The following is a 19,140-nucleotide window of genomic DNA, read 5'->3' on the forward strand; positions in this document are numbered from 1 at the left end:
GTGGCGATTATCTCACGGCCTCAGGCTGCCGATCTGCTATGCGAACTAATTTTTAATCTTCGCTAGTCTTTATCGCCCAAAAACTTAATGTTCCGTTTTAGTCCTGCAAACTTAGTGCGCTTTACTGCCGAGCCTTTAAAGAGTTTCTGATACACTTCTTCGCTGATATCCTGCCAATCGTTTTGTGTTAGATTCAACAGATCGGGGTGTGGATTAAATGCAGGCTCACTGTGAATGACCGAAAACTTATTCCAAGGGCAAACATCCTGACATACATCGCAGCCAAACATCCAGCTATCCATTTTATCTTTAAATTCCGCAGGGATCTCGTCTTTCAGCTCGATGGTGAGATAGGAGATGCATTTGCTGCCGTCTACCACATACGGGCCAACAATGGCATCGGTAGGGCAGGCGTCTATACATCGGGTGCAGGTGCCGCAATGATCGGCCGTGGGAGCAACGTCATATTCCAGTTCCAAATCTACAATCAGCTCTGCCAGGAAAAAGAATGAGCCGGCTTGTTTGTTAATCAGATTGCTGTTTTTGCCCACCCAGCCCAGTCCGGCTTTTTTGGCCCAGGCCTTATCTAAAACAGGGGCAGAATCAACAAATGCACGACCATCAACTTCGCCAATGTTTTCGCGGATAAAGTTTAAGAGATGTTTTAACTTGTCTTTAATAACCGTATGGTAATCAATCCCATAAGCGTATTTTGATATCTTGGGAGATGAAGCGTCTACCTGTTTATTATCGGTATAATAATTTAGTGCTAGGGAGATGACCGATTTTGCCCCATCAACCAGCAGACGTGGGTCAAGACGCTTATCAAAATAGTTCTCCATGTACTGCATCTGCCCGTTCATGTTGTTGTTGAGCCAGGCTTCCAACCGCGGTGCTTCTTCCTCCAGAAAACCGGCTTTAGCAATACCACAATGCAGAAAGCCGAGGTTTTTAGCCTCAGCTTTTATCATTTTACTATATGCTGAAAGATTTTGTGCCACAACTGGGGCAAAGATACGCAATACTTATTGCTGATCGAAAAAGCCCATTTGGCGCAGGAAAGAGATCTGATCGAAATACAGATCTTCTTTTATAATCTTACCATCCTTTATTTTCAGGATCAGGCAATTGTTGAGGATGAATTTGCGCCCTAACATGTAGGCCGGTGTTTCGTTTTCCGGGTGACTGAGGGTACCTGTGGTGGTATATTCTATGGTGGCTACGCTATCGCCGCTGTAATAAATGTTACCTACGTCATAGCGCAGGTTAGGCATCGATTTAAAAGAGCTGGTGTATGATGCTTTTTGTGCCGCCACACCGTTATGAATGCCGTCCCACGATGGGGACGTAGATTCTACTTTGATGTCGTAATCGCGGAGTAATTCATTAACATCATGGCGGTTCAGTGCATTAAAGCGATGCCTGATGAGCTGTTTCATATCAGTATGACTGTTACATCCTGATATTAACAAGCTCAGCAATGCAATTAATGCACTGAACGCCTTTATACTTCTAATCATTAGTTTATTAGAAGCTATTTTTAATGCTGTTGCTCAGGGTTTTGGTGCTCCAGTATCCGCTATCCAATATGCGGCGAACGGTCATTAGCGGATAATCGGGGTCGCGCTTATCAGCCAGCTGGAATGCAATTTTAAAGCCTTTTTTCTGGAACTCTGGTAATACCGGTTTTTTCCAGATGCCGAATGGATAGGCGAAGTAATCTATCTTCTTACCTGTAATTCCCTCCAGTTTTTTGGTTGGCTTGTCAATCTGGGTAACCCAGTCGTCAGTTGGCTTAAGGGTGATTTTGCCGTTTTTGCCCAGAATTTTCAGGCTTGAGTTGTGCGAATATTTATCTACACGGTGGTGATCCCAGGTGTGGCTGCCAATTACGTTACCTTCGTCGCTCAGTTGTTTTACCTGGGCCTCGGTCATGTAATGCGGGCGGTTTAACGATACGGTCATTACAAAATACACCGCTTTGAAACCATATTTTTTCAAGGTAGGATTGGCAATGGTAAACTGATCCTCGTCGGTATCATCAAAAGTAAGCATGATGGGTTTGCTTGGCAATTTGGCACCGGTGGTAAGATAAGCGTAAAGCTGATCTGGCAGAATGGTATGATAACCGCTGTCGGCCAGCATTTTAATATGTTCTTTGAAAGCAGTAATGGGTATAATATAATCTTTAGCGCTTTTAGAGTCTGTCGGACGCCAATCACGTATCTGGTGATAACAAATAACAGGCACCTGTTTGCGAGCCATAATGGCTGCGTTATTAACCGGACCAGAGGCTGCAGCCGTAGTGGCAGAAGCACTTGCTGCTGTAGCACCGGATTTATCGCCAACTGGTTTTGACTGGCAGTTGCCAAAGCTTATCAAACTGATTAAAGCAGTTGCTGCTAAAAATTTAGACATATTAAAGTAGATTGATGTAGATATATAATGCCCGTAAAATTAAATTATTTTACAAGCCGGCAAATTTAATTTATAAACAATTGAACCAGGATTTAACGGATTCTATGGATTAACAGAATTTTTGTACTAAATCATTTACTGATTAATATTATATCCTGCAAATCCTGCAAACTCGTTTAATCCTGGTTCCTTAAAATAAGGAATTCTGCCCGCCTAATTTGGTCAAACCCAAGTGGCGGTAAGCATGCTCAGTAGCCTCTCGTCCGCGCGAGGTCCGCATCAGAAAACCTTCCTGAATCAGGAACGGTTCGTAAACTTCCTCAATGGTACCCTCGTCTTCTCCCACGGCGGTGGCTATGGTTTTTAAACCTACCGGGCCGCCTTTAAATTTCTCAATAATGGTGAGGAGGATTTTGTTATCCATCTCATCTAAGCCATGTTCGTCTACATTCAGCGCGTTCAGGGCGTATTGAGCAATGTCGCGGTCTACGGTGCCATTGCCTTTTATCTGGGCAAAATCTCGGGTGCGGCGCAGCAGTGCATTGGCAATACGCGGGGTGCCACGGCTGCGGCGGGCAATCTCAAAAGCGCCGGTTTCTTCAATCGGGGTTTTAAGGATGGATGATGATCTTAAAACTATGGTGGTTAAGAGTTTAGCATCATAATACTCCAATCGGGCATTAATACCAAAACGCGCGCGCAAAGGGGCCGTTAGCAAACCAGAGCGGGTAGTAGCGCCAATTAAAGTGAACGGATTAAGTGATAACTGCACCGAGCGCGCGTTAGGGCCGCTCTCCAACATAATATCAATTTTAAAATCCTCCATGGCAGAGTAGAGGTACTCTTCCACCAGCGGACTCAGGCGGTGGATCTCGTCAATAAACAAAATATCGCCTGCTTCCAGGTTAGTTAGTAGCCCGGCCAGATCGCCGGGTTTATCCAGTACCGGTCCTGATGTAATCTTGATACCGGTGCCCATTTCATTAGCGATGATGTGCGACAGTGTGGTTTTACCCAATCCCGGGGGGCCATGCAACAGCACGTGATCAAGCGCCTCGCCACGCTGGCGGGCGGCTTGTACAAACACCTTGAGGTTAGTGAGGATTTTTTGCTGACCGGTAAAATCTTCAAAAGCCTGCGGCCGCAGCACTTTCTCAATATCATACTCGGCCGGCGAAATATTGTCACGTTCGGGATTAAGATGCTCGTTCATTGCTAACAAAGTTAGTGATTTTTATTTCGGATTTCGGATGTTCAATTTCGGATTTTAAGATTTTAAAACATGAAATTATCATCCAAAGAGGCAAAATCCGAAATTGAAATTTCGAAATCCCAAGTACTAATTAATCTCCGTCACCTTCAGGGTATTTCCTGAAAATGCTGTTAATCTTCATCTGGATTACACCAAAGAAGGCTTCGCGGAAGATGCTTGTAGACATTTTAGAGGTACCGGCGGTACGGTCGGTAAATATGATAGGCACTTCTACCAGGTTAAAAGCATGTTTAACGGTAGTGTATTTCATCTCAATCTGGAAGGCGTAGCCCACAAATTTAATTTTGTGCAAACGGATGGTTTGCAGCACGCGGCGCTTGTAGCATACAAAACCGGCGGTGGCATCGGTTACGCTCATGCCGGTAACAATGCGTACGTACATAGATGCAAAGTAGCTCATCAGTACGCGGCTCATTGGCCAGTTAACCACGTTAACACCTTTCAGGTAACGTGAACCTACAGACATATCGGCGCCGTCAATACAAGCCTGACGCAGGCGCAGCAGATCTTCAGGGTTGTGCGAGAAATCGCAGTCCATCTCCATAATGTAATCATAATGGCGCTCTAATGCCCACCTGAAACCATGGATGTATGCGGTACCCAAGCCCAGTTTGCCCTGGCGTTCTTCTATAAACAAACGGCCGGGAAATTCCAGTTGCAGCTCTTTAACTTTTGCGGCAGTGCCATCGGGCGAGCCATCGTCAATGATCAGCAAATGAAAATCATGCTCAAGCGAGAACACTTTACGCACCATGCGTTCTACGTTCTCAATCTCGTTATATGTAGGTATTATGACTACGCTATCGGGCACCGGGGTATCTGTTATGTTAAAAAAGACTGCGAAGCTAAGGGCTTATAATTTAAATAGCAAATATAACAAAGCCATTTAACATGGTTTAACAGTTAAATGGCTTTGTTTATTGCAGATTTAAGGCTATAAATTGTTGGTGTCGGCTACAATTTTGCCTTCTTCGGCAGCGGTAATGTAGTTATGTTCTTTTAAGCGTGGCGAAATAATCATAAATGCCACCGTGAAAATCGATACAAAACCCACAAAAAACCAGTAGTAGTTTGCGCCTATCATGTATTTCTCCAGAAAACCGTGATTAGATATGTTCTTGTTGACGGCTCCGGTAATCAGGTTACCCAGTGCTACCACCAGTAACCAAATGGCTGTCATGGTACTCTTCATTGATTTTGGTGAATGGGTGTAAGCATATTCCAAACCGGTAATTGATACCAAAACTTCGGCAGCCGATAACACCACGTACGCCAGGATCTGCCACCAGATAGATGGGTGAGCGCCGTGGTCAATCAAACTTTGTATCCAGGCAATAATAGCAAATGATAATGCGGTTAGAAATAAACCAAAGCCCAATCTTCTGAGTGGGGTGGTTTTTAGTCCCATTTTATCTAACGCGGGATAGATCCAGTAGTTAAATATAGGGATAAAGATAAGCAGGAACACCGGGTTAAAGGTTTGTACCTGTCCGGCCAGCATGGTAAACTTGGTGAAGCCCAGGTTAATTTCGCGGTTCATCGTGTCGGCCTGCAAAACCCATTCAGAAAGGTTTTGATCCCAAACCGCCCAGAACGCCAGCGCAAAGAAGAATACCATAATAACGCGGTAAACAGCTTTAACACCCTCTACTTTTTCAGGATCGTGCTTGGCTTTGGCTACATCCAGCAATGATTGTCCTTTTTGCTTTTGACCAGCGTGGAAAAGCGCATATAACGAGATAAATACAAAGTTGTCTTTATTAACACCGGCCGGAGGTACGCGCACATACAACTTACGGCCAGAGAAAAAGATAATAGTGGCCAACGCCATTAATACGCCCGGAATACCGAAAGCCCATTTGGCACCATAGGCCTCATATACCCATGGAATAAGAATAGTAGATATTACTGAGCCTGCGTTGATGCTGAAATAAAACCAGCCATAAACTTTTGAAAGCAGATCCTGGTTAGAGGCATCAAATTGGTCTCCTACGTTGGCAGATACACACGATTTAATACCGCCGGCACCAATGGCTATCAACACTAAACCTGCAGTAAACATATCCAGGTTGTTATCAAACAACGCCAGGAAAAGGTGACCAATACAGTAAACAATAGAGATGTTAAGGATGATGCGGTATTTGCCGGTAAACCAATCGGCCACAAGGCCGCCAACAAATGGAAGGCTATAAGCCAGCGCCACAAAAAAGTGCGTGTCTGCGTTGGCCTTAGCCTGGGCTACGGTGGTTAAAGCGGGATTGTGAGTTGGATTATAAAACTGGTTCACCAAAAATATTACCAGGATAGAGCGCATGCCATAAAAGCTAAATCGCTCGGCGGCCTCGTTACCAATAATAAAAGGGATACTTCGGGGGTATTTTGACTTGGTTTTTTGTACTGATACAGCTGTTTCTGCACTCATGTTAATTTTTTGTTTGTTTCGTTTGTTTGTCGTGCTAAATTAATATTAATATACCAATTCAAAATTTAAAGCAAGATTATTATGCAATGCATAGTAATTTTTTTGACCTACTGCTGTTTCCTTATGGGTAAGATCTTCTTGCGTTCGCCCATGGGGCGTTTGTTGGGTTCTATGTACTGATCGTCTTCCGGGTTGGGCATGTTGCGCATGTCCAGGTTTTCAATCAACGTCCATTTACCATTTTTGAGCTGATAGCCATCGTAACTCAGATCGGGGCCATAGGTTTGCGGTTTATCTTTCAGCTTTTTATCAGGCGGCGCCAGATGATCAAAAACAATCAGGTTGCGTTCGGCCACAAAGCGCAGCAGCATGGAGGCCTGGCGGGTGTACTCAAACACACGGCGCTTTTTGGTGGTGCCGTTAAAAACTTCCATACCCAGCACCGGCTTGTTTTTCTGAAATGAAAGTACCTCAATTACTTTCTTTGTTGATTCTACCGTATTGCCCTTCCAGCCCAGTAACATATAATAAGGTTTGGAACCGTAAACCGGGATAATCTTGTAATACTGCGCACCATACCATCTACCATCGGTTAAAACCGAGTCCTCGGGGGCTTTATCCAGCAGTGGAGTATAATCTTTGAGCGGGAACATTTGCAGGGGCCCGCCGGTATTCATTTGTATGGTGCCGAAGAAGCGGTAGCTGCCATCGGCATACTGTACGTACCAGCTAAAAATGCGGAAACGGTTATCGGGCGCGTTCAGTATACTCACATATTTCAACGAGTCGAACTTGTAGATAAACGAGTTGTTGACTTTTAGCGCGCTGGTCAGCGTCTTGATAAAATTGTAGTTGGCATTCTGACGCTCCAGTTCGTTATTGTCTTCAACAATTCTTTTGCCAAGGTGTATCAGGCTATCCTCATACATTTTAAGTGATTGCAGGCGAGAGCGCTCGTCTGAATGTTGAGCAAACGCATTAGATATAGTGGCAAAAAGGAAAAGTATCGGCAGTAATTTTTTCATGTACCTATTAACGCATATTTTCTATAACAATTGCACTTGCACCACCGCCGCCATTACAGATGCCGGCTGCGCCATATTTGCCTTTATTTTGCTGCAATACATGCAATAACGTAACCACAATACGCGCGCCGGACGCCCCCAGCGGATGCCCCAGCGATACTGCTCCGCCGTTAACGTTTACTTTAGCAGGATTTAGTTTGAGGATCTGATTATTGGCAATGGAAACCACCGAGAAAGCCTCATTGATCTCAAAATAATCAATCTCATCTGAAGATAGGTTCGCCCGGTGCAAGGCCAGCGGCAGTGCTTTCGACGGCGCTGTAGTAAACCACTCGGGCGCCTGCTGGGCGTCGGCATAAGCAATTACGCGGGCCAGGGGAGTGATGCCCAACTCATCGGCTTTATCTTTACTCATCAGTACCAATGCCGTGGCGCCATCATTTAAGGTTGAAGCGTTAGCGGCTGTTATGGTTCCGTCTTTTTTAAAGACTGGCTTGAGTGTTGGAATCTTGTCGAATTTTACATTTTGGACATCCTCGTCTTCTGTCACCAACGTTACTTCACCTTTTTTGTCTTTAATTTCAACCGGAGTAATCTCCTCATTAAAACGCCCTTCGGCTTGTGCTTGTTGCGAGCGCTTGTAGGATTCTATGGCATAAGCGTCTTGTTCCTCGCGACTAATATTACATTCCACCGCGCACAACTCTGCGGCCGAGCCCATGTGGTAATCGTTATAAACATCCCACAGACCGTCTTTTACTAATCCGTCGGTTACCTGGCCGTGACCTAAACGGTAACCATTGCGGGCCTTATCCAGGTAGTAGGGTACATTGCTCATGCTTTCCATACCACCTGCTACTACAATGTCGTTCTGTCCAAGGGCTATACTTTGTGCCGCCAGCATAATGGCTTTCATGCCCGATGCGCATACTTTATTGATGGTTGTTGCGGGCAGATCCGGTAATCCGGCAAACTTTGCTGCCTGCGTTGCCGGTGCCTGACCTAGGTTGGCCGACATAACGTTGCCGAAATAAACTTCCTGAATCTGATCTGGTTTTAAGCCAGAACGCTCTACAGCGCTTTTTATAGCTATGGCACCTAACTGCGTGGCACTAAGCCCAGACAGTGAACCGCCAAACGCACCAATAGGTGTGCGGGTAGCACTAACAATAACTACGTCTTTCATTTGAGTTTCTTAAGTAATTGGCAATGCAATTTAGGGTTTTTGTGGTAAAGTTAAACCGGCAATAGTTAGTAGTTGATGGAGTTTATTAAGTGAATGGTCGTCTTATAAAAATAAATAGATGGCAATCGAAACAATTAATTAACTACTCACTTAATCAACTATTCACCACTCACCAAAAAAGCGTATTTTTGATGGATTTTATCATATAAATGGCTACACTAACGGTATCACGCCAAAAGGCATTGCTGCGTAAATACAACCGCAACGTCAAATATTTTATGATGTTGCTGAGTGTTTGTTTAATAGTTTGGACGCTGCCCAAGCAAGCCAAATTCAGATATGAATATGAGAAGGGTAGGATCTGGAGTCAGAAAGATCTGATATCGCCCTACAACTTTGCCATCCTGAAAACCAGTCAGGAAATGGCTGCCGATCAGGAAGCCGCCCTGCGCAGCATTACCCCAATTTATCAGTTAGATGAAAGTGTAGCTAACGATCAACTGAACGGCTACAAAAACGATTTTGAGATTAAGTGGCATGATGCGGGTATTAGTGAGCGGTTGAAAGACCGCTATCAGCAAATGGGCTATGATTTGCTGAAAAACATTTACGACAAAGGAGTGCTCACGCTGATTGCTAAATACCAGCATGGGAATGAAAACTATCCTATCACCATTCTTGACCACAATGTTGCTACAGATAAAAATACTGCAGAGACCTACACTCGTGAACATGCTATTGCCTATGCCGGCCAGCAATTGAACGGTTTAAAGGATGCAGACAAGAACTTTTTACTGGGGCTTATTCAAAACCGGTTGCAGCAAAATCTTGCTTATGATGATCGGTTGACGGCCCGCCTGGAGAAGGAGGTGTTAGAAGGCCTGTCGCTTACCCGTGGTATGGTGCAAAAGAATGAGGTAATTGTAGCAAAAGGATCTGTAATAAACGATGATGTTTATCAAAAGCTGGAATCATATAAAAGTGCTTTTGAAGATAATGCCCGCGTAAACGGTAACCCGTATCTGGTATTACTGGGGCAATTTATGCTGGTAAGCATTGCGGTGGCCTTACTGGTTGTGTTTTTGTACCTGTTTCGTAAAGATATTTATCATGACAACCGTTTGGTTGGCCTGATATTACTGGTAGTTACGGCCATGCTGGGCACGCTGTCGTGGTCTATCAAAATCCAGCAGTTTAATATCTATTATATACCGTATTGTATCGTTCCTATCATCATCCGCATTTTGTTTGATACGCGCCTGGCGCTCAATATCCACTTGCTGGTGGTGCTGATTGCCGGTTTCTTTGTACCCAACAGTTTTGAGTTTGCCTATTTTGAAATTACGGCCGGTATGGTATCTATTTATAGTATCAAATACCTTTCACGCCGGGATCAGTTTCTGTGGTCGGCACTCATCATTACGTTTACCTATTTTGTATCCTTCCTGGGCATTACGTTTATCCGCGAGGGAACTTTTCTGGGGATCGACTGGATGGATTTCTTTCCGTTTGTGGGTAGCGTGGTGCTTACCTTGCTGGCTTATCCGCTTATCTATGCCTTTGAGCAGGTGTTCCGTATCACCTCAGATATCACACTTATTGAGCTTACCAATACCAATGCGCCGCTGTTGCGCCAGCTGGCGTTTAATGCACCAGGCACCTTTCAGCACTCGCTGCAAGTGGCTAACCTGGCCGAGAACGCTATTTATACTATTGGCGGTAATGCTTTGCTGGTAAGGGCAGGGGCGTTGTACCATGATATAGGTAAGATGGAGAATCCGCTTTATTTTATCGAGAATCAGAGTTCGGGGTATAACCCGCATGATAAACTCTCGTATGAAGAAAGCGCGCAGATTATCATCCGCCACGTGGTTAACGGTATAGAGATGGCACGTAAAGCTAAACTGCCTGAAATTGTGGTCGATTTCATCCGTACGCACCATGGCGATACACGTGTGGATTATTTTTACCAATCGTTCCTCAAAAATTTCCCCGAAAAATTGGTAGACGAGAAAGTGTTCCGTTATCCAGGGCCTATACCGTTCTCTAAAGAAACAGGCGTGCTGATGCTGGCCGATTCGGTAGAAGCGGCCTCACGCTCGCTGAAAGAGCCCGATGCGCAGTCTATTAATGATCTGGTAGATCGTATTGTGAGTTACAAGCTAAATCAGGGACAATTGAACGATAGCAACATCACGCTGAAAGATATTGAGACCATAAAAGCAATCTTTAAAAAGATGCTGATGAGCATTTATCACGTCAGGATTGATTATTAGTGGTGGATTTTGCGCGATAAATGGAGAATGCGGGGGTAAAGAAAAAAATATTTTTCGGAGTAGTACTGGAGTAAAATACTGAAAACCAACCACTCACTTCACCAACTGAAATTAACTCAAAAAACTATCGCCTAAAAAAGAAAAAATTGTTTTGACGGGTGTGCCTAATTACTATATTTGCAAACCCAAAAACGAAACACGTTTTTAAAACGGTGAGGTGCCTGAGAGGCCGAAAGGATCAGTTTGCTAAACTGACGTACGGGAAACTGTACCGAGGGTTCGAATCCCTCCCTCACCGCCAGATAATCAATCAAAAACTATCAAAAGCCTGTAAATCATGTATTTACAGGCTTTTTTGTTTTAACGAAAACGTCAAAATATGTCCGGATTCGCATAGTTTTAGTGCGTCATTCAGTGCGTCTTTTCTGCGAGAAAAAAGACGCACTAAAACAGGGGTAACTTGTTGATTCACATCTAGTTCATTTCGTGAACATCTTGTAACTCAATAGCTGCATTTCGATATTTATTAACCATTTAATTGATGTCGTTATGTTAGAGAACAGCTTTGGTTTATTGTTTTTTCTGAAAAAGCCAAGAAATTATGAAAGAGGCCCGATGTATGTCTATCTCAGAATTACGGTAGACGGGGTGCCAAAGGAAATGTCCGCCAAGCGGAATTGGGAACCATCCCGTTGGGATGCGAAAAAAAACCGGGCGCTCGGAACGAAGGAGGATGCCCGGGCATTGAACGAATACCTGGATATACTTCAAAACAAGGTTTATGCAGCTAAAAAAGATCTTGTTGAACAGGGAAAGGTAATTACATCATTGCAACTGATTGATATATTGTCGGGCAATGAGCAACGCAAACGCGGCCTGATGGCGCTATTCAAGAAGCACAATGATGATATGGAAAAGATGATCGGAAAAGGAGTGGCCAAAGGTACATGGACAAATTTTAATACGAGTTACAAGCACACTACAGCCTACTTGCGTTCGCAATACCAGATGGATGAAATTAACATCCTCGCGCTTGATCTGGAGTTTATTAAAGGTTTGTACCATTGGTATCGAACAATCAAAAATCTCGGGCATAACAGTGCGCTTAAGAATATTGCTAATATGAAGAAGATCGTTATCTCTTGTGTAGATAACGCTTGGCTGAGGTCTGACCCTTTTGTGAAATTTGACGAGACAAGGGAAGAAGTCGACACCACTTTCCTGATCAAAGAAGAAATTCAGGCGATCGCTGAAAAGGAGATCCCTAATGAGAGACTCAGCCGGGTTCGCGACGTTTTTATCTTTTGCTGTTTTACAGGCCTTGCTTTCGCTGACGTCAAAAAGCTAAAAAAATCAGAAGTATCTATCGGAGTTGACGGTGAATTAAGGGTTTATAAAGGACGACAGAAAACCGGCACACCGTCATTAATACCCCTGCTGCCCATCACTAAGACTATTTTGAAGAAGTATAAAGGAGATCCTGAATGTATCGCAAAAGATCAGATGCTTCCTGTTCTGTCCAATCAAAAATATAACAGTTATCTAAAAGAGATCGCAACGATCTGCGGTATTCAAAAAGATTTGAAAACGCACGTAGCAAGACATACGTTTGGTACTACCGTAACATTGGCTAACAAAGTTCCTTTAGAGTCTATTAAGGATATGATGGGACATAAGAGTATGCGGCAAACTTTGCATTACGCGAAAATCACTGGCATGAAGATCAATGAGGATATGGCTGAACTAAAAAAGCGGCTTACAAAGACGAAATTTATTAGTGATGAACAGATAGCCGGAAAAAAGAACTGATATCTCAATAACAGAAATCCCGACAGAGCCCCTTTTGGGGCTTTTTTGTTTTTCAGCGTCTGATTTTTATCGGTACTTCCGAAAAGCTGGTGAAATCATTTAGCGAAATGCGTGGAGCTTTGAAAAAAAATTATGGCAGTTGAGATTATCACAAGGGAAGATCTTGAAGTATTTAAGAAAGACCTGATCAATGAAATAAAAAAGCTTCTTGGCCGTGAAAGGTCTACTGATTCAGAATGGATCAGGAGTAATCAGGTTAGGAAAATGTTAAATATTTCACCGAACACCTTACAAAATTTGAGAGTTGCCGGTAGCTTGAAATATACCAAAGTTGGGGGAATCTTCTATTACAAAAAAGCTGATATCGACTCTATTATGGAAAGGGGAGACCGATGACAGTTGATCGTGAATTTAAAAGATTTATAGAAAAGCAAGACGCTGATCGATGCCTTACAACACTTCATTTTACACTCTATATGATATTGTTATACTTGTGGAAAGAAAGGGGATGCCAGGGCTCTTTCCGGATTACTAGAGCGGAAGTAATGAGGCTCGCAAAGATCAAATCAATAGCGAGTTATCATAAAATTCTAAAAGATCTGATTGGCCTTGGCTATCTTGTTTATCGCCCTTCCTATAATAGATTAATGGGCAGCGTAGTGATACTGAAATGAAAGTAATAGATTTAGACGGCAAGAAGATTTGGACTTCCAGGAGTGATTGCACCTTGGTTTTTGCAGATAAGATATTTTGAGCATAATGTATAACAAACTTACCGGGCTTTCTTTGAACCGAAAATTATGATATTTCAAAGGTTTTTACGATCGTCTGCCATACCGATGGGGAGCAATCATTTGAACAGCTTTTGGAATTTTTAGAGCTTTTTGCGAGGGTGCTCAATAATAGAAAATGATCTGATGTAAAGGGATTAGAGTGTAGAGGATATTTGATTATCTAAATCTAAGAGGTGGAACAGTAGTCGCTAGTTGTTGTTTATTAGTAAGTGAAAATCAGTTAGTTAATCGATGTTGGAATTGCCAACATATCAATGTTGTTTTTTGTTTTGACCTGAGTTGCCTGGCGTTTTGTGATAGGTTGAAGGAGAAAAGCCGAACTGTGTTTTAAAGCATCGCCTAAAGTAATCGGCATCAGCAAATCCTATTTATAGCACACGTCGAAAACATTGTTTTTCTTTGAGCTGAGTAATTCCTGCGCCCTTGTCGACCTGATTTGCCTGACGAGATCAACAGTACTTTAGCCGGTTAATGTCTTCATCTTTCGATAAAGCTGACATTGGCTCAGTCCCACTTTATAGCCGATGTCCTGTATGCTCATAGTTGAGTGGGCCATACGCTGATCGATGAAATCCAACACCATCTTCAGTAGCTTTTCGTCCGCGAATCCGGAACGATAGCTCTCGTAACAGTCGAAAGACGAACTTTGGGTATGCACTTGACGTGAAAAGACATTGCCTATCAGTGTGACATCTTTAAAAATACCACCACCCATTTGGCCCGGCACACTTTTGCCAAAACAGTATCCCCGATGGGGGCGCAATTTGCTTTGAGCTTGACTCTCCGTTCTTTGTGGATTGGAGTTACGAAAAAGAATAAAAAAGCAATGAAATTGAGTATGGATTCAAAAGATTGCTGTCTTTTAACCAATTTGTCTTTTACTATGAACCGACGTGTTTTCTTGAAAAATGGAAGTCTTGCCTTAGCAGGTGTAGCTGCTTTCCGCTCATTTGGAGCTTATGGTTTTGATAATGGTGGGTTGCCCCATTCGGAACGCATTCGTTACGATGCGATGTGTTTGACAATCGATGAAAAAGATACTTTTATCTATAGCGGTGCGTTTCATTATTTCCGCTGTCCAAAGGAACTCTGGCGCGATCGTTTTCAAAAAATTAAAGAAGCCCATTTCAATACAGTTGAAACTTACACGCCCTGGAACTGGCACGAACGATTAATGCCTGATTCTCCCAGAGATTTTTCAAAAATTGAAAAATTAAAGGATCTGGACGAATGGTTGACCATGGCAGAAGAGTTTGGTTTCAACGTGATTGTTAGGCCCGGCCCCTATATCTGTGCAGAATGGGATAATGGAGGGTTTCCTTTATGGCTGAGCGCACTGAAAACGCCGGCCAAACCACTACACCCAGATGGCTGGATGCGGTCGGACGATCCGATTTTTTTAATGTGGACGAAACATTGGTTTGATGCGGTATGCCCAATTATCGCGAAACACCAGATCACGCGGAAGGCGCCAGGTAAGCCAGGTGTTATTTTGTTTCAATTGGAAAATGAATATGATTCGGCAAGTTTTGCTGATGATATAAAAATTGGTCAGCTCAAGGCGCTTGCGCGCTTTGCACGAGCTGGCGGGATTGATGTGCCCTTCATTACTTGCTGGACAAAACAAGTTCGAGGATCCAAAGATCCGATACTTCAGCAGATTTTTGACAGCTGTAACTTTTACCCACGCTGGAACGTGACCAAAGAACTTGGCAAAGAAATTCCAAAATTGCGCAGAGAGCAGCCTAACGCCCCTTTGTCCACAACTGAACTTCAGGGTGGCTGGCTGTCGGTAGTGGGCGGTAAATTGAGCGATCAACAGGAGGGGCTCACCGCTACACAGATTCAGAATATCACGCTTTGTGCCTGGCAGATGGGCGAGACGATCACCAATTATTATATGTTGTTTGGAGGTACCAATTTCGACGACTGGGGAGGTTATAACATTACTACCACCTATGATTACGCTGCACCGATCCGGGAACATGGGGGTGTTGATGCACGTTACCAAAGCGTTAAGGCGCTTGGTGAAATGATCCGGGAACATGGGGAGAAACTTGTACGTGCTCGCTTGGTCGAAGTGAATTCGAAGACTACACATGACGATGTGACGGTAGCAGAGCGTCAGGCCTCCGATGGCAGTCGCTATTTCTTTGTTCGGACTGACAATCACAGTGGCCGAAGTACCGGACTAGCTGAGGTAAAAGAGCAAGGTGGCGCGGAGTTTTCATTCGAATATGATCTGGAGGCTTTTGGCTCATTGGTACTTTACCTGCCGGCCGGTGAGACCGATACCCGTAAGGGAGAATGGCTGCCCAAACCTGCACCAGCAGTTAAGCGCCCAACTGATTTATCATCATCAGTTCAGGTCAAAAACCTGGAACGGCTCACCGATCCGGTGCCATCCGCCTGGACATCGCTTAAACCGAATGAACTGATCGAGGCGCATGCGGTGCTGGATAGTCACTTTATATACTACCGCATTCGCGGCAATGCTGGTGCAACTATAGATATAGAGGTCCAGCCAAAAGACGAGATCTCCGGTAGTGCTGGCGCGAAGATGCTACCTGTAACCGTCAGCCCGGATCATAAACATTTTAGTTTTACGCTGCCTCCGGATGCCAACGAACTGATAGTGATTCATGATAAACACGGCCATCGTAACGGACCGAAAGGGATGGAAACAGGTGGGACTTACGGTCTGTTGTCTGTTAAAGGAGCAAATGACAGTGTGCCGTTGCAATTTGCACAAGGTGGATCATTGGGCAAAGAGCGTACCGTCGGTGAAGCTATTTCACGTGGGGCAACAGGTATAGGTCATGGCTGGAAGCCTGCAACCTTTAAGCAAAGTCTCGGTTCTGTTCCACAATCGCTGCTGACCTGGTATCGAATGCAGTTCGAGTTGCCAACACCAAAGCCAGGCGTTTGGGTGCCATGGCATTTGCATTTAGAGGCGATGGGCAATGGCTTCATATATATTAATGGTCAATGTCTGGGGCGCTACTGGCAAGTTGGCCCGCAGCATGATTTCTACATTCCGGAAACATGGTTAAATTATGGTGTCGGAAAAGTTAATACGATCGCTTTGAATCTACGACCACTTGACAAAGATGTGTGCATCCAGGATGTTCAAATTGTTCCGGACAATGCTTTTGCAGAATTTCGTTAAGCACTCATAGAAGATGCCGCCACACCCTTTGTTGCAGAATTTCTATGGGTTCGGCTTGCGTTTCTCGTTTACTGCCGAAGATGACTTTTGTAACTTTAGTAATACAATTTACCCGCAGCAAGGCTTGTTGAGTATGACGAATATATCCGGTTGTCTTAGTTCATGTCCGTAGTGAAATGTAACTAAGTAATATGAGATATTTAAAAAAGAACCTAACAATTCGTACACCTCTAATCGTTATACTTTTTCTTTCTGTCCTGATAAGTAAGGGACAGGCTGAAAATATTTTGAAGGTTTATTCTGCGCCTGCTGGTGTAGCGCAGAATAAATCGTTTGCCATAAAGGTGAGAGTGCCGGGAGGCAAATGGCAGGATTTGCCGGTATATCTGATCAATGTTGATAAAGTCGTTGATGCCCGTCACGCAGAGCAAAACTCTTCAATGGCTTATTTTGATTTTTCAGGAACGGTAGAGGTTGCCGTTACCTATAATAAGGGGACGGTAGAGAGCGCCAGGATCAGGCCGCTTTCCTACAACATTCAACATCAGGTTGATCACAAAACCGTGTTCTTCAAATTGAACAAGCCTGCTAATATCTCGGTAGAGATCAACGGCAATATTTTTGATAACCTGCATCTTTTCGCAAATCCATTAGAAGAGGTTGTCCCCGGCGCGCATGATCCTAACGTGATCTTTTTCGGCCCCGGTTATCACCAGATTGCCGGTGGACGGTTAGTGGTTCCCTCTGGTAAAACTGTTTATATTGCCGGTGGGGCGGTAGTTGACGGTCAAATCGTGATCCAAAACGTCACGGATGTAAAAGTATTGGGTAGGGGTATGTTAACACAGGAGCCCGGCAAAGGAGTGAAAATAGCCTGGTCGAAAAACGTGCTCATTGAGGGGATTTTTTGCGGTCAATGTTTTACAGGCGGCTCAGAAAACGTAACTATTAAAAATATAAAGTCGATCAGCTACTGGCAATGGGGAGACGGGATGAATGTGGTATCCAGCAACAATGTCCTGTTTGACGGCGTATTTAACCGGAATTCAGATGACTGCACAACTGTCTATGGATCCCGGGGACCATACAAAGGTGGTTGTAAGAACGTCGTTATGAAGAATTCTACTTTATGGGCGGATGTAGCTCATCCCATATTGATTGGTACGCACGGTAGCACCCCCAAACCAGTTATACTCGAAGACCTGACTTATGAAAACCTGGACATACTAGACCACATGGAGTTTCAATACGATTACCAGGGATGCATGAGTTTAAATGCAGGCGACAGTAACCTGATCAGAAACGTTCGCTTTGAGAACATCCGCGTAGAGGATTTCAGGCACGGGCAACTGCTTAACCTGCGCGTGTTCTTTAACAGCAAATACTGCACCTCGCCTGGTCGGGGAATAGAGAACGTGATCTTCAAAAACGTATCCTACAAAGGCAGTAACGCGCTTACCTCAATCATTGCTGGTTATGACGATCAAAGAACTATTAAAAATATAGTTTTTGATAATCTTCGCATTAATGGGCAACTTATAACCGATAAAATGCCCGGCAAACCCGGCTGGTACAAAACATCAGATATGGCTGGCTTTTTCGTGGGCGAACATGTATCAGGCATCTCCTTTGTTGAAAGCAAAGATTGATTTCTCCCCTTCACCCAAAGAAAAGCCTCGCTGTTTAGTCAGCGAGGCTTTTCTTTTTGAGCGGTTTGCCATTAAGGTTCTAAATCCACGTAAGTAGGGGTATCCCTGTCGCACACAATCTTTCCATCCTCATACTTCAACTCCACCACCTGAATGCTCGACCGTTGCTGCTGGTAACGGCTTCCTTTGATCCTGATACCCGGATGTACAAAATAATAAAGATATGCCCGTCCGTTAGCGCTGATGCGTACATCACAATGGCCGCCTTTAACGCCATCGTCGGCACCCTTGCCCGCTCCGGCTAACAGATTGCCGCCCTCCTGCCGGGTCCAGGTCTTCAGATCTGCGGATGAGTAAACCGCCAGACCCTCCCAAACATCGGTAATCATCCAATACTGATTTAACCATTTGAAAGTCTTGGGACCTTCTCCCCGTTGGTCGTCTATGACCTTGCTGCCGTCAGTCCAATGGTAAAGGTCAGGACTATCCGCATAATAGATAGATTTCTTATCTGCTTCGTTATTATACCACATGCGCCAGGTGCCGTCCGGGAGCTGTAAAACGCAGGGGTCAATTACTTTATCATTAACCAGATGCAAGGTCGATTCAAATTTCCAGTCCGTCAGATTTTTGCTGGTCAAATGAATAATATTACGCGGATGATGCCAATCGGCAAATACGCCCGGAACATAGGTTAGGTACATATGATATAAACCTTTGTGCTCGATGATCTCAGGCGCCCAGTAAGTATATCCGGAATCGGGCTTATAATTAATCTTCGCAGTGCCCAGGTACTTCCATCCAGCACCATCGGCAGATGTAGCAATGCCAATATCGGTACCATGCACCCATGATACCCCAAAATCTGTGGTATCAGTTGCACGGCGATTGGTATAAAACATAAACCATTGCTTTTTTGTCCGGTTCCAGATCAGCGTTGGGTCGGCCGCGCCGTTAAAAACCGGATCGCGGTAAACAGGTTTGGGTGCGAGGGTGCCCGTGGTAGATTGCGCAAAAGCAGGGCATGTCATAAACAGTAGCGCAATTAAATAAATGTGTTTCTTCACTTTTAGCTTTAATAAATTGGATTGGTAATTTGAATGATTGATAAACAGCACA

14 protein-coding genes and 1 tRNA gene are annotated in these 19,140 nt (G+C 44.2%); 6 read left to right on the forward strand and 9 right to left on the reverse strand.

From position 1 onward, the window contains the following. Positions 1-62 precede the first annotated feature (62 nt). The 8 genes from queG to ABZR88_RS08010 form a co-directional block, all read right to left on the reverse strand. On the reverse strand, positions 63-971 hold the full coding sequence (gene queG / locus ABZR88_RS07975; RefSeq protein ID WP_107830897.1) for a tRNA epoxyqueuosine(34) reductase QueG: 909 nt from the start codon (positions 969-971) through the stop codon (positions 63-65). A gap of 54 nt (positions 972-1,025) precedes the next feature. Further along, positions 1,026-1,439, reverse strand: a complete 414-nt coding sequence (locus ABZR88_RS07980) for a nuclear transport factor 2 family protein (RefSeq protein WP_170113676.1) — start codon at positions 1,437-1,439, stop codon at positions 1,026-1,028. A gap of 88 nt (positions 1,440-1,527) precedes the next feature. Beyond that, positions 1,528-2,418 (reverse strand): polysaccharide deacetylase family protein, encoded by an 891-nt coding sequence (locus ABZR88_RS07985; RefSeq protein ID WP_107830840.1) that lies wholly within the window; start codon positions 2,416-2,418, stop codon positions 1,528-1,530. Between the two features lie 190 nt (positions 2,419-2,608). Continuing rightward, a complete protein-coding gene (gene ruvB, locus ABZR88_RS07990) occupies positions 2,609-3,631 on the reverse strand; it encodes a Holliday junction branch migration DNA helicase RuvB (RefSeq protein WP_107830843.1) in 1,023 nt (340 codons plus the stop codon). Positions 3,632-3,761: 130 nt separating this feature from the next. Then, a complete protein-coding gene (locus ABZR88_RS07995; RefSeq protein ID WP_107830845.1) occupies positions 3,762-4,502 on the reverse strand; it encodes a polyprenol monophosphomannose synthase in 741 nt (246 codons plus the stop codon). 123 nt (positions 4,503-4,625) lie between these two features. Further along, positions 4,626-6,113 carry a POT family MFS transporter gene (locus ABZR88_RS08000; protein WP_107830847.1) on the reverse strand — a complete coding sequence of 496 codons (1,488 nt, stop codon included), beginning with the start codon at positions 6,111-6,113 and terminating at the stop codon, positions 4,626-4,628. Between the two features lie 107 nt (positions 6,114-6,220). Further along, on the reverse strand, positions 6,221-7,138 hold the full coding sequence (locus tag ABZR88_RS08005) for a hypothetical protein (protein ID WP_107830849.1): 918 nt from the start codon (positions 7,136-7,138) through the stop codon (positions 6,221-6,223). A 7-nt stretch (positions 7,139-7,145) separates the two neighbouring features. Further along, a complete protein-coding gene (locus tag ABZR88_RS08010) occupies positions 7,146-8,324 on the reverse strand; it encodes an acetyl-CoA C-acyltransferase (RefSeq protein ID WP_107830851.1) in 1,179 nt (392 codons plus the stop codon). A gap of 209 nt (positions 8,325-8,533) precedes the next feature. On the opposite strand from ABZR88_RS08010, the gene ABZR88_RS08015 reads away from it, so the two are divergent. The 6 genes from ABZR88_RS08015 (at position 8,534) to ABZR88_RS08040 (ending at position 18,021) form a co-directional block, all read left to right on the forward strand. Next, positions 8,534-10,600: an HD family phosphohydrolase gene (locus ABZR88_RS08015; protein ID WP_245917107.1), complete on the forward strand. Its 2,067-nt coding sequence runs from the start codon at positions 8,534-8,536 to the stop codon at positions 10,598-10,600. Between the two features lie 211 nt (positions 10,601-10,811). Beyond that, a tRNA-Ser gene (locus ABZR88_RS08020) sits at positions 10,812-10,901 on the forward strand. A 248-nt stretch (positions 10,902-11,149) separates the two neighbouring features. Further along, positions 11,150-12,409, forward strand: coding sequence for a site-specific integrase (locus ABZR88_RS08025; RefSeq protein ID WP_107830853.1), 1,260 nt, complete (start codon positions 11,150-11,152; stop codon positions 12,407-12,409). A 132-nt stretch (positions 12,410-12,541) separates the two neighbouring features. Further along, a complete protein-coding gene (locus ABZR88_RS08030) occupies positions 12,542-12,805 on the forward strand; it encodes a helix-turn-helix domain-containing protein (RefSeq protein WP_107830855.1) in 264 nt (87 codons plus the stop codon). Positions 12,806-13,954: 1,149 nt separating this feature from the next. Next, positions 13,955-16,372, forward strand: coding sequence for a beta-galactosidase (locus ABZR88_RS08035; RefSeq protein WP_107830861.1), 2,418 nt, complete (start codon positions 13,955-13,957; stop codon positions 16,370-16,372). 287 nt (positions 16,373-16,659) lie between these two features. Then, positions 16,660-18,021: a glycosyl hydrolase family 28 protein gene (locus ABZR88_RS08040; protein ID WP_245917108.1), complete on the forward strand. Its 1,362-nt coding sequence runs from the start codon at positions 16,660-16,662 to the stop codon at positions 18,019-18,021. A 71-nt stretch (positions 18,022-18,092) separates the two neighbouring features. Here the strand turns inward: ABZR88_RS08040 and ABZR88_RS08045 are convergent, their stop codons facing one another. After that, positions 18,093-19,088, reverse strand: coding sequence for a family 43 glycosylhydrolase (locus ABZR88_RS08045; protein WP_369434712.1), 996 nt, complete (start codon positions 19,086-19,088; stop codon positions 18,093-18,095). Positions 19,089-19,140: the final 52 nt, after the last annotated feature.

The sequence above is a fragment of the Mucilaginibacter yixingensis genome, from assembly GCF_041080815.1.
Classification (GTDB): domain Bacteria; phylum Bacteroidota; class Bacteroidia; order Sphingobacteriales; family Sphingobacteriaceae; genus Mucilaginibacter; species Mucilaginibacter yixingensis.

Coding starts and splice junctions, on each gene's coding strand:
- ABZR88_RS08030 (WP_107830855.1), top strand. CDS start 12,542: ATGGCAGTTGAGATTATCACAAGGGAAGATCTTGAAGTATTTAAGAAA.
- ABZR88_RS08005 (WP_107830849.1), bottom strand. CDS start 7,138: ATGAAAAAATTACTGCCGATACTTTTCCTTTTTGCCACTATATCTAAT.
- ruvB (WP_107830843.1), bottom strand. CDS start 3,631: ATGAACGAGCATCTTAATCCCGAACGTGACAATATTTCGCCGGCCGAG.
- ABZR88_RS07985 (WP_107830840.1), bottom strand. CDS start 2,418: ATGTCTAAATTTTTAGCAGCAACTGCTTTAATCAGTTTGATAAGCTTT.
- ABZR88_RS08000 (WP_107830847.1), bottom strand. CDS start 6,113: ATGAGTGCAGAAACAGCTGTATCAGTACAAAAAACCAAGTCAAAATAC.
- ABZR88_RS08025 (WP_107830853.1), top strand. CDS start 11,150: ATGTTAGAGAACAGCTTTGGTTTATTGTTTTTTCTGAAAAAGCCAAGA.
- ABZR88_RS08015 (WP_245917107.1), top strand. CDS start 8,534: ATGGCTACACTAACGGTATCACGCCAAAAGGCATTGCTGCGTAAATAC.
- queG (WP_107830897.1), bottom strand. CDS start 971: ATGATAAAAGCTGAGGCTAAAAACCTCGGCTTTCTGCATTGTGGTATT.
- ABZR88_RS08010 (WP_107830851.1), bottom strand. CDS start 8,324: ATGAAAGACGTAGTTATTGTTAGTGCTACCCGCACACCTATTGGTGCG.
- ABZR88_RS08035 (WP_107830861.1), top strand. CDS start 13,955: ATGGGGGCGCAATTTGCTTTGAGCTTGACTCTCCGTTCTTTGTGGATT.
- ABZR88_RS07980 (WP_170113676.1), bottom strand. CDS start 1,439: ATGAAACAGCTCATCAGGCATCGCTTTAATGCACTGAACCGCCATGAT.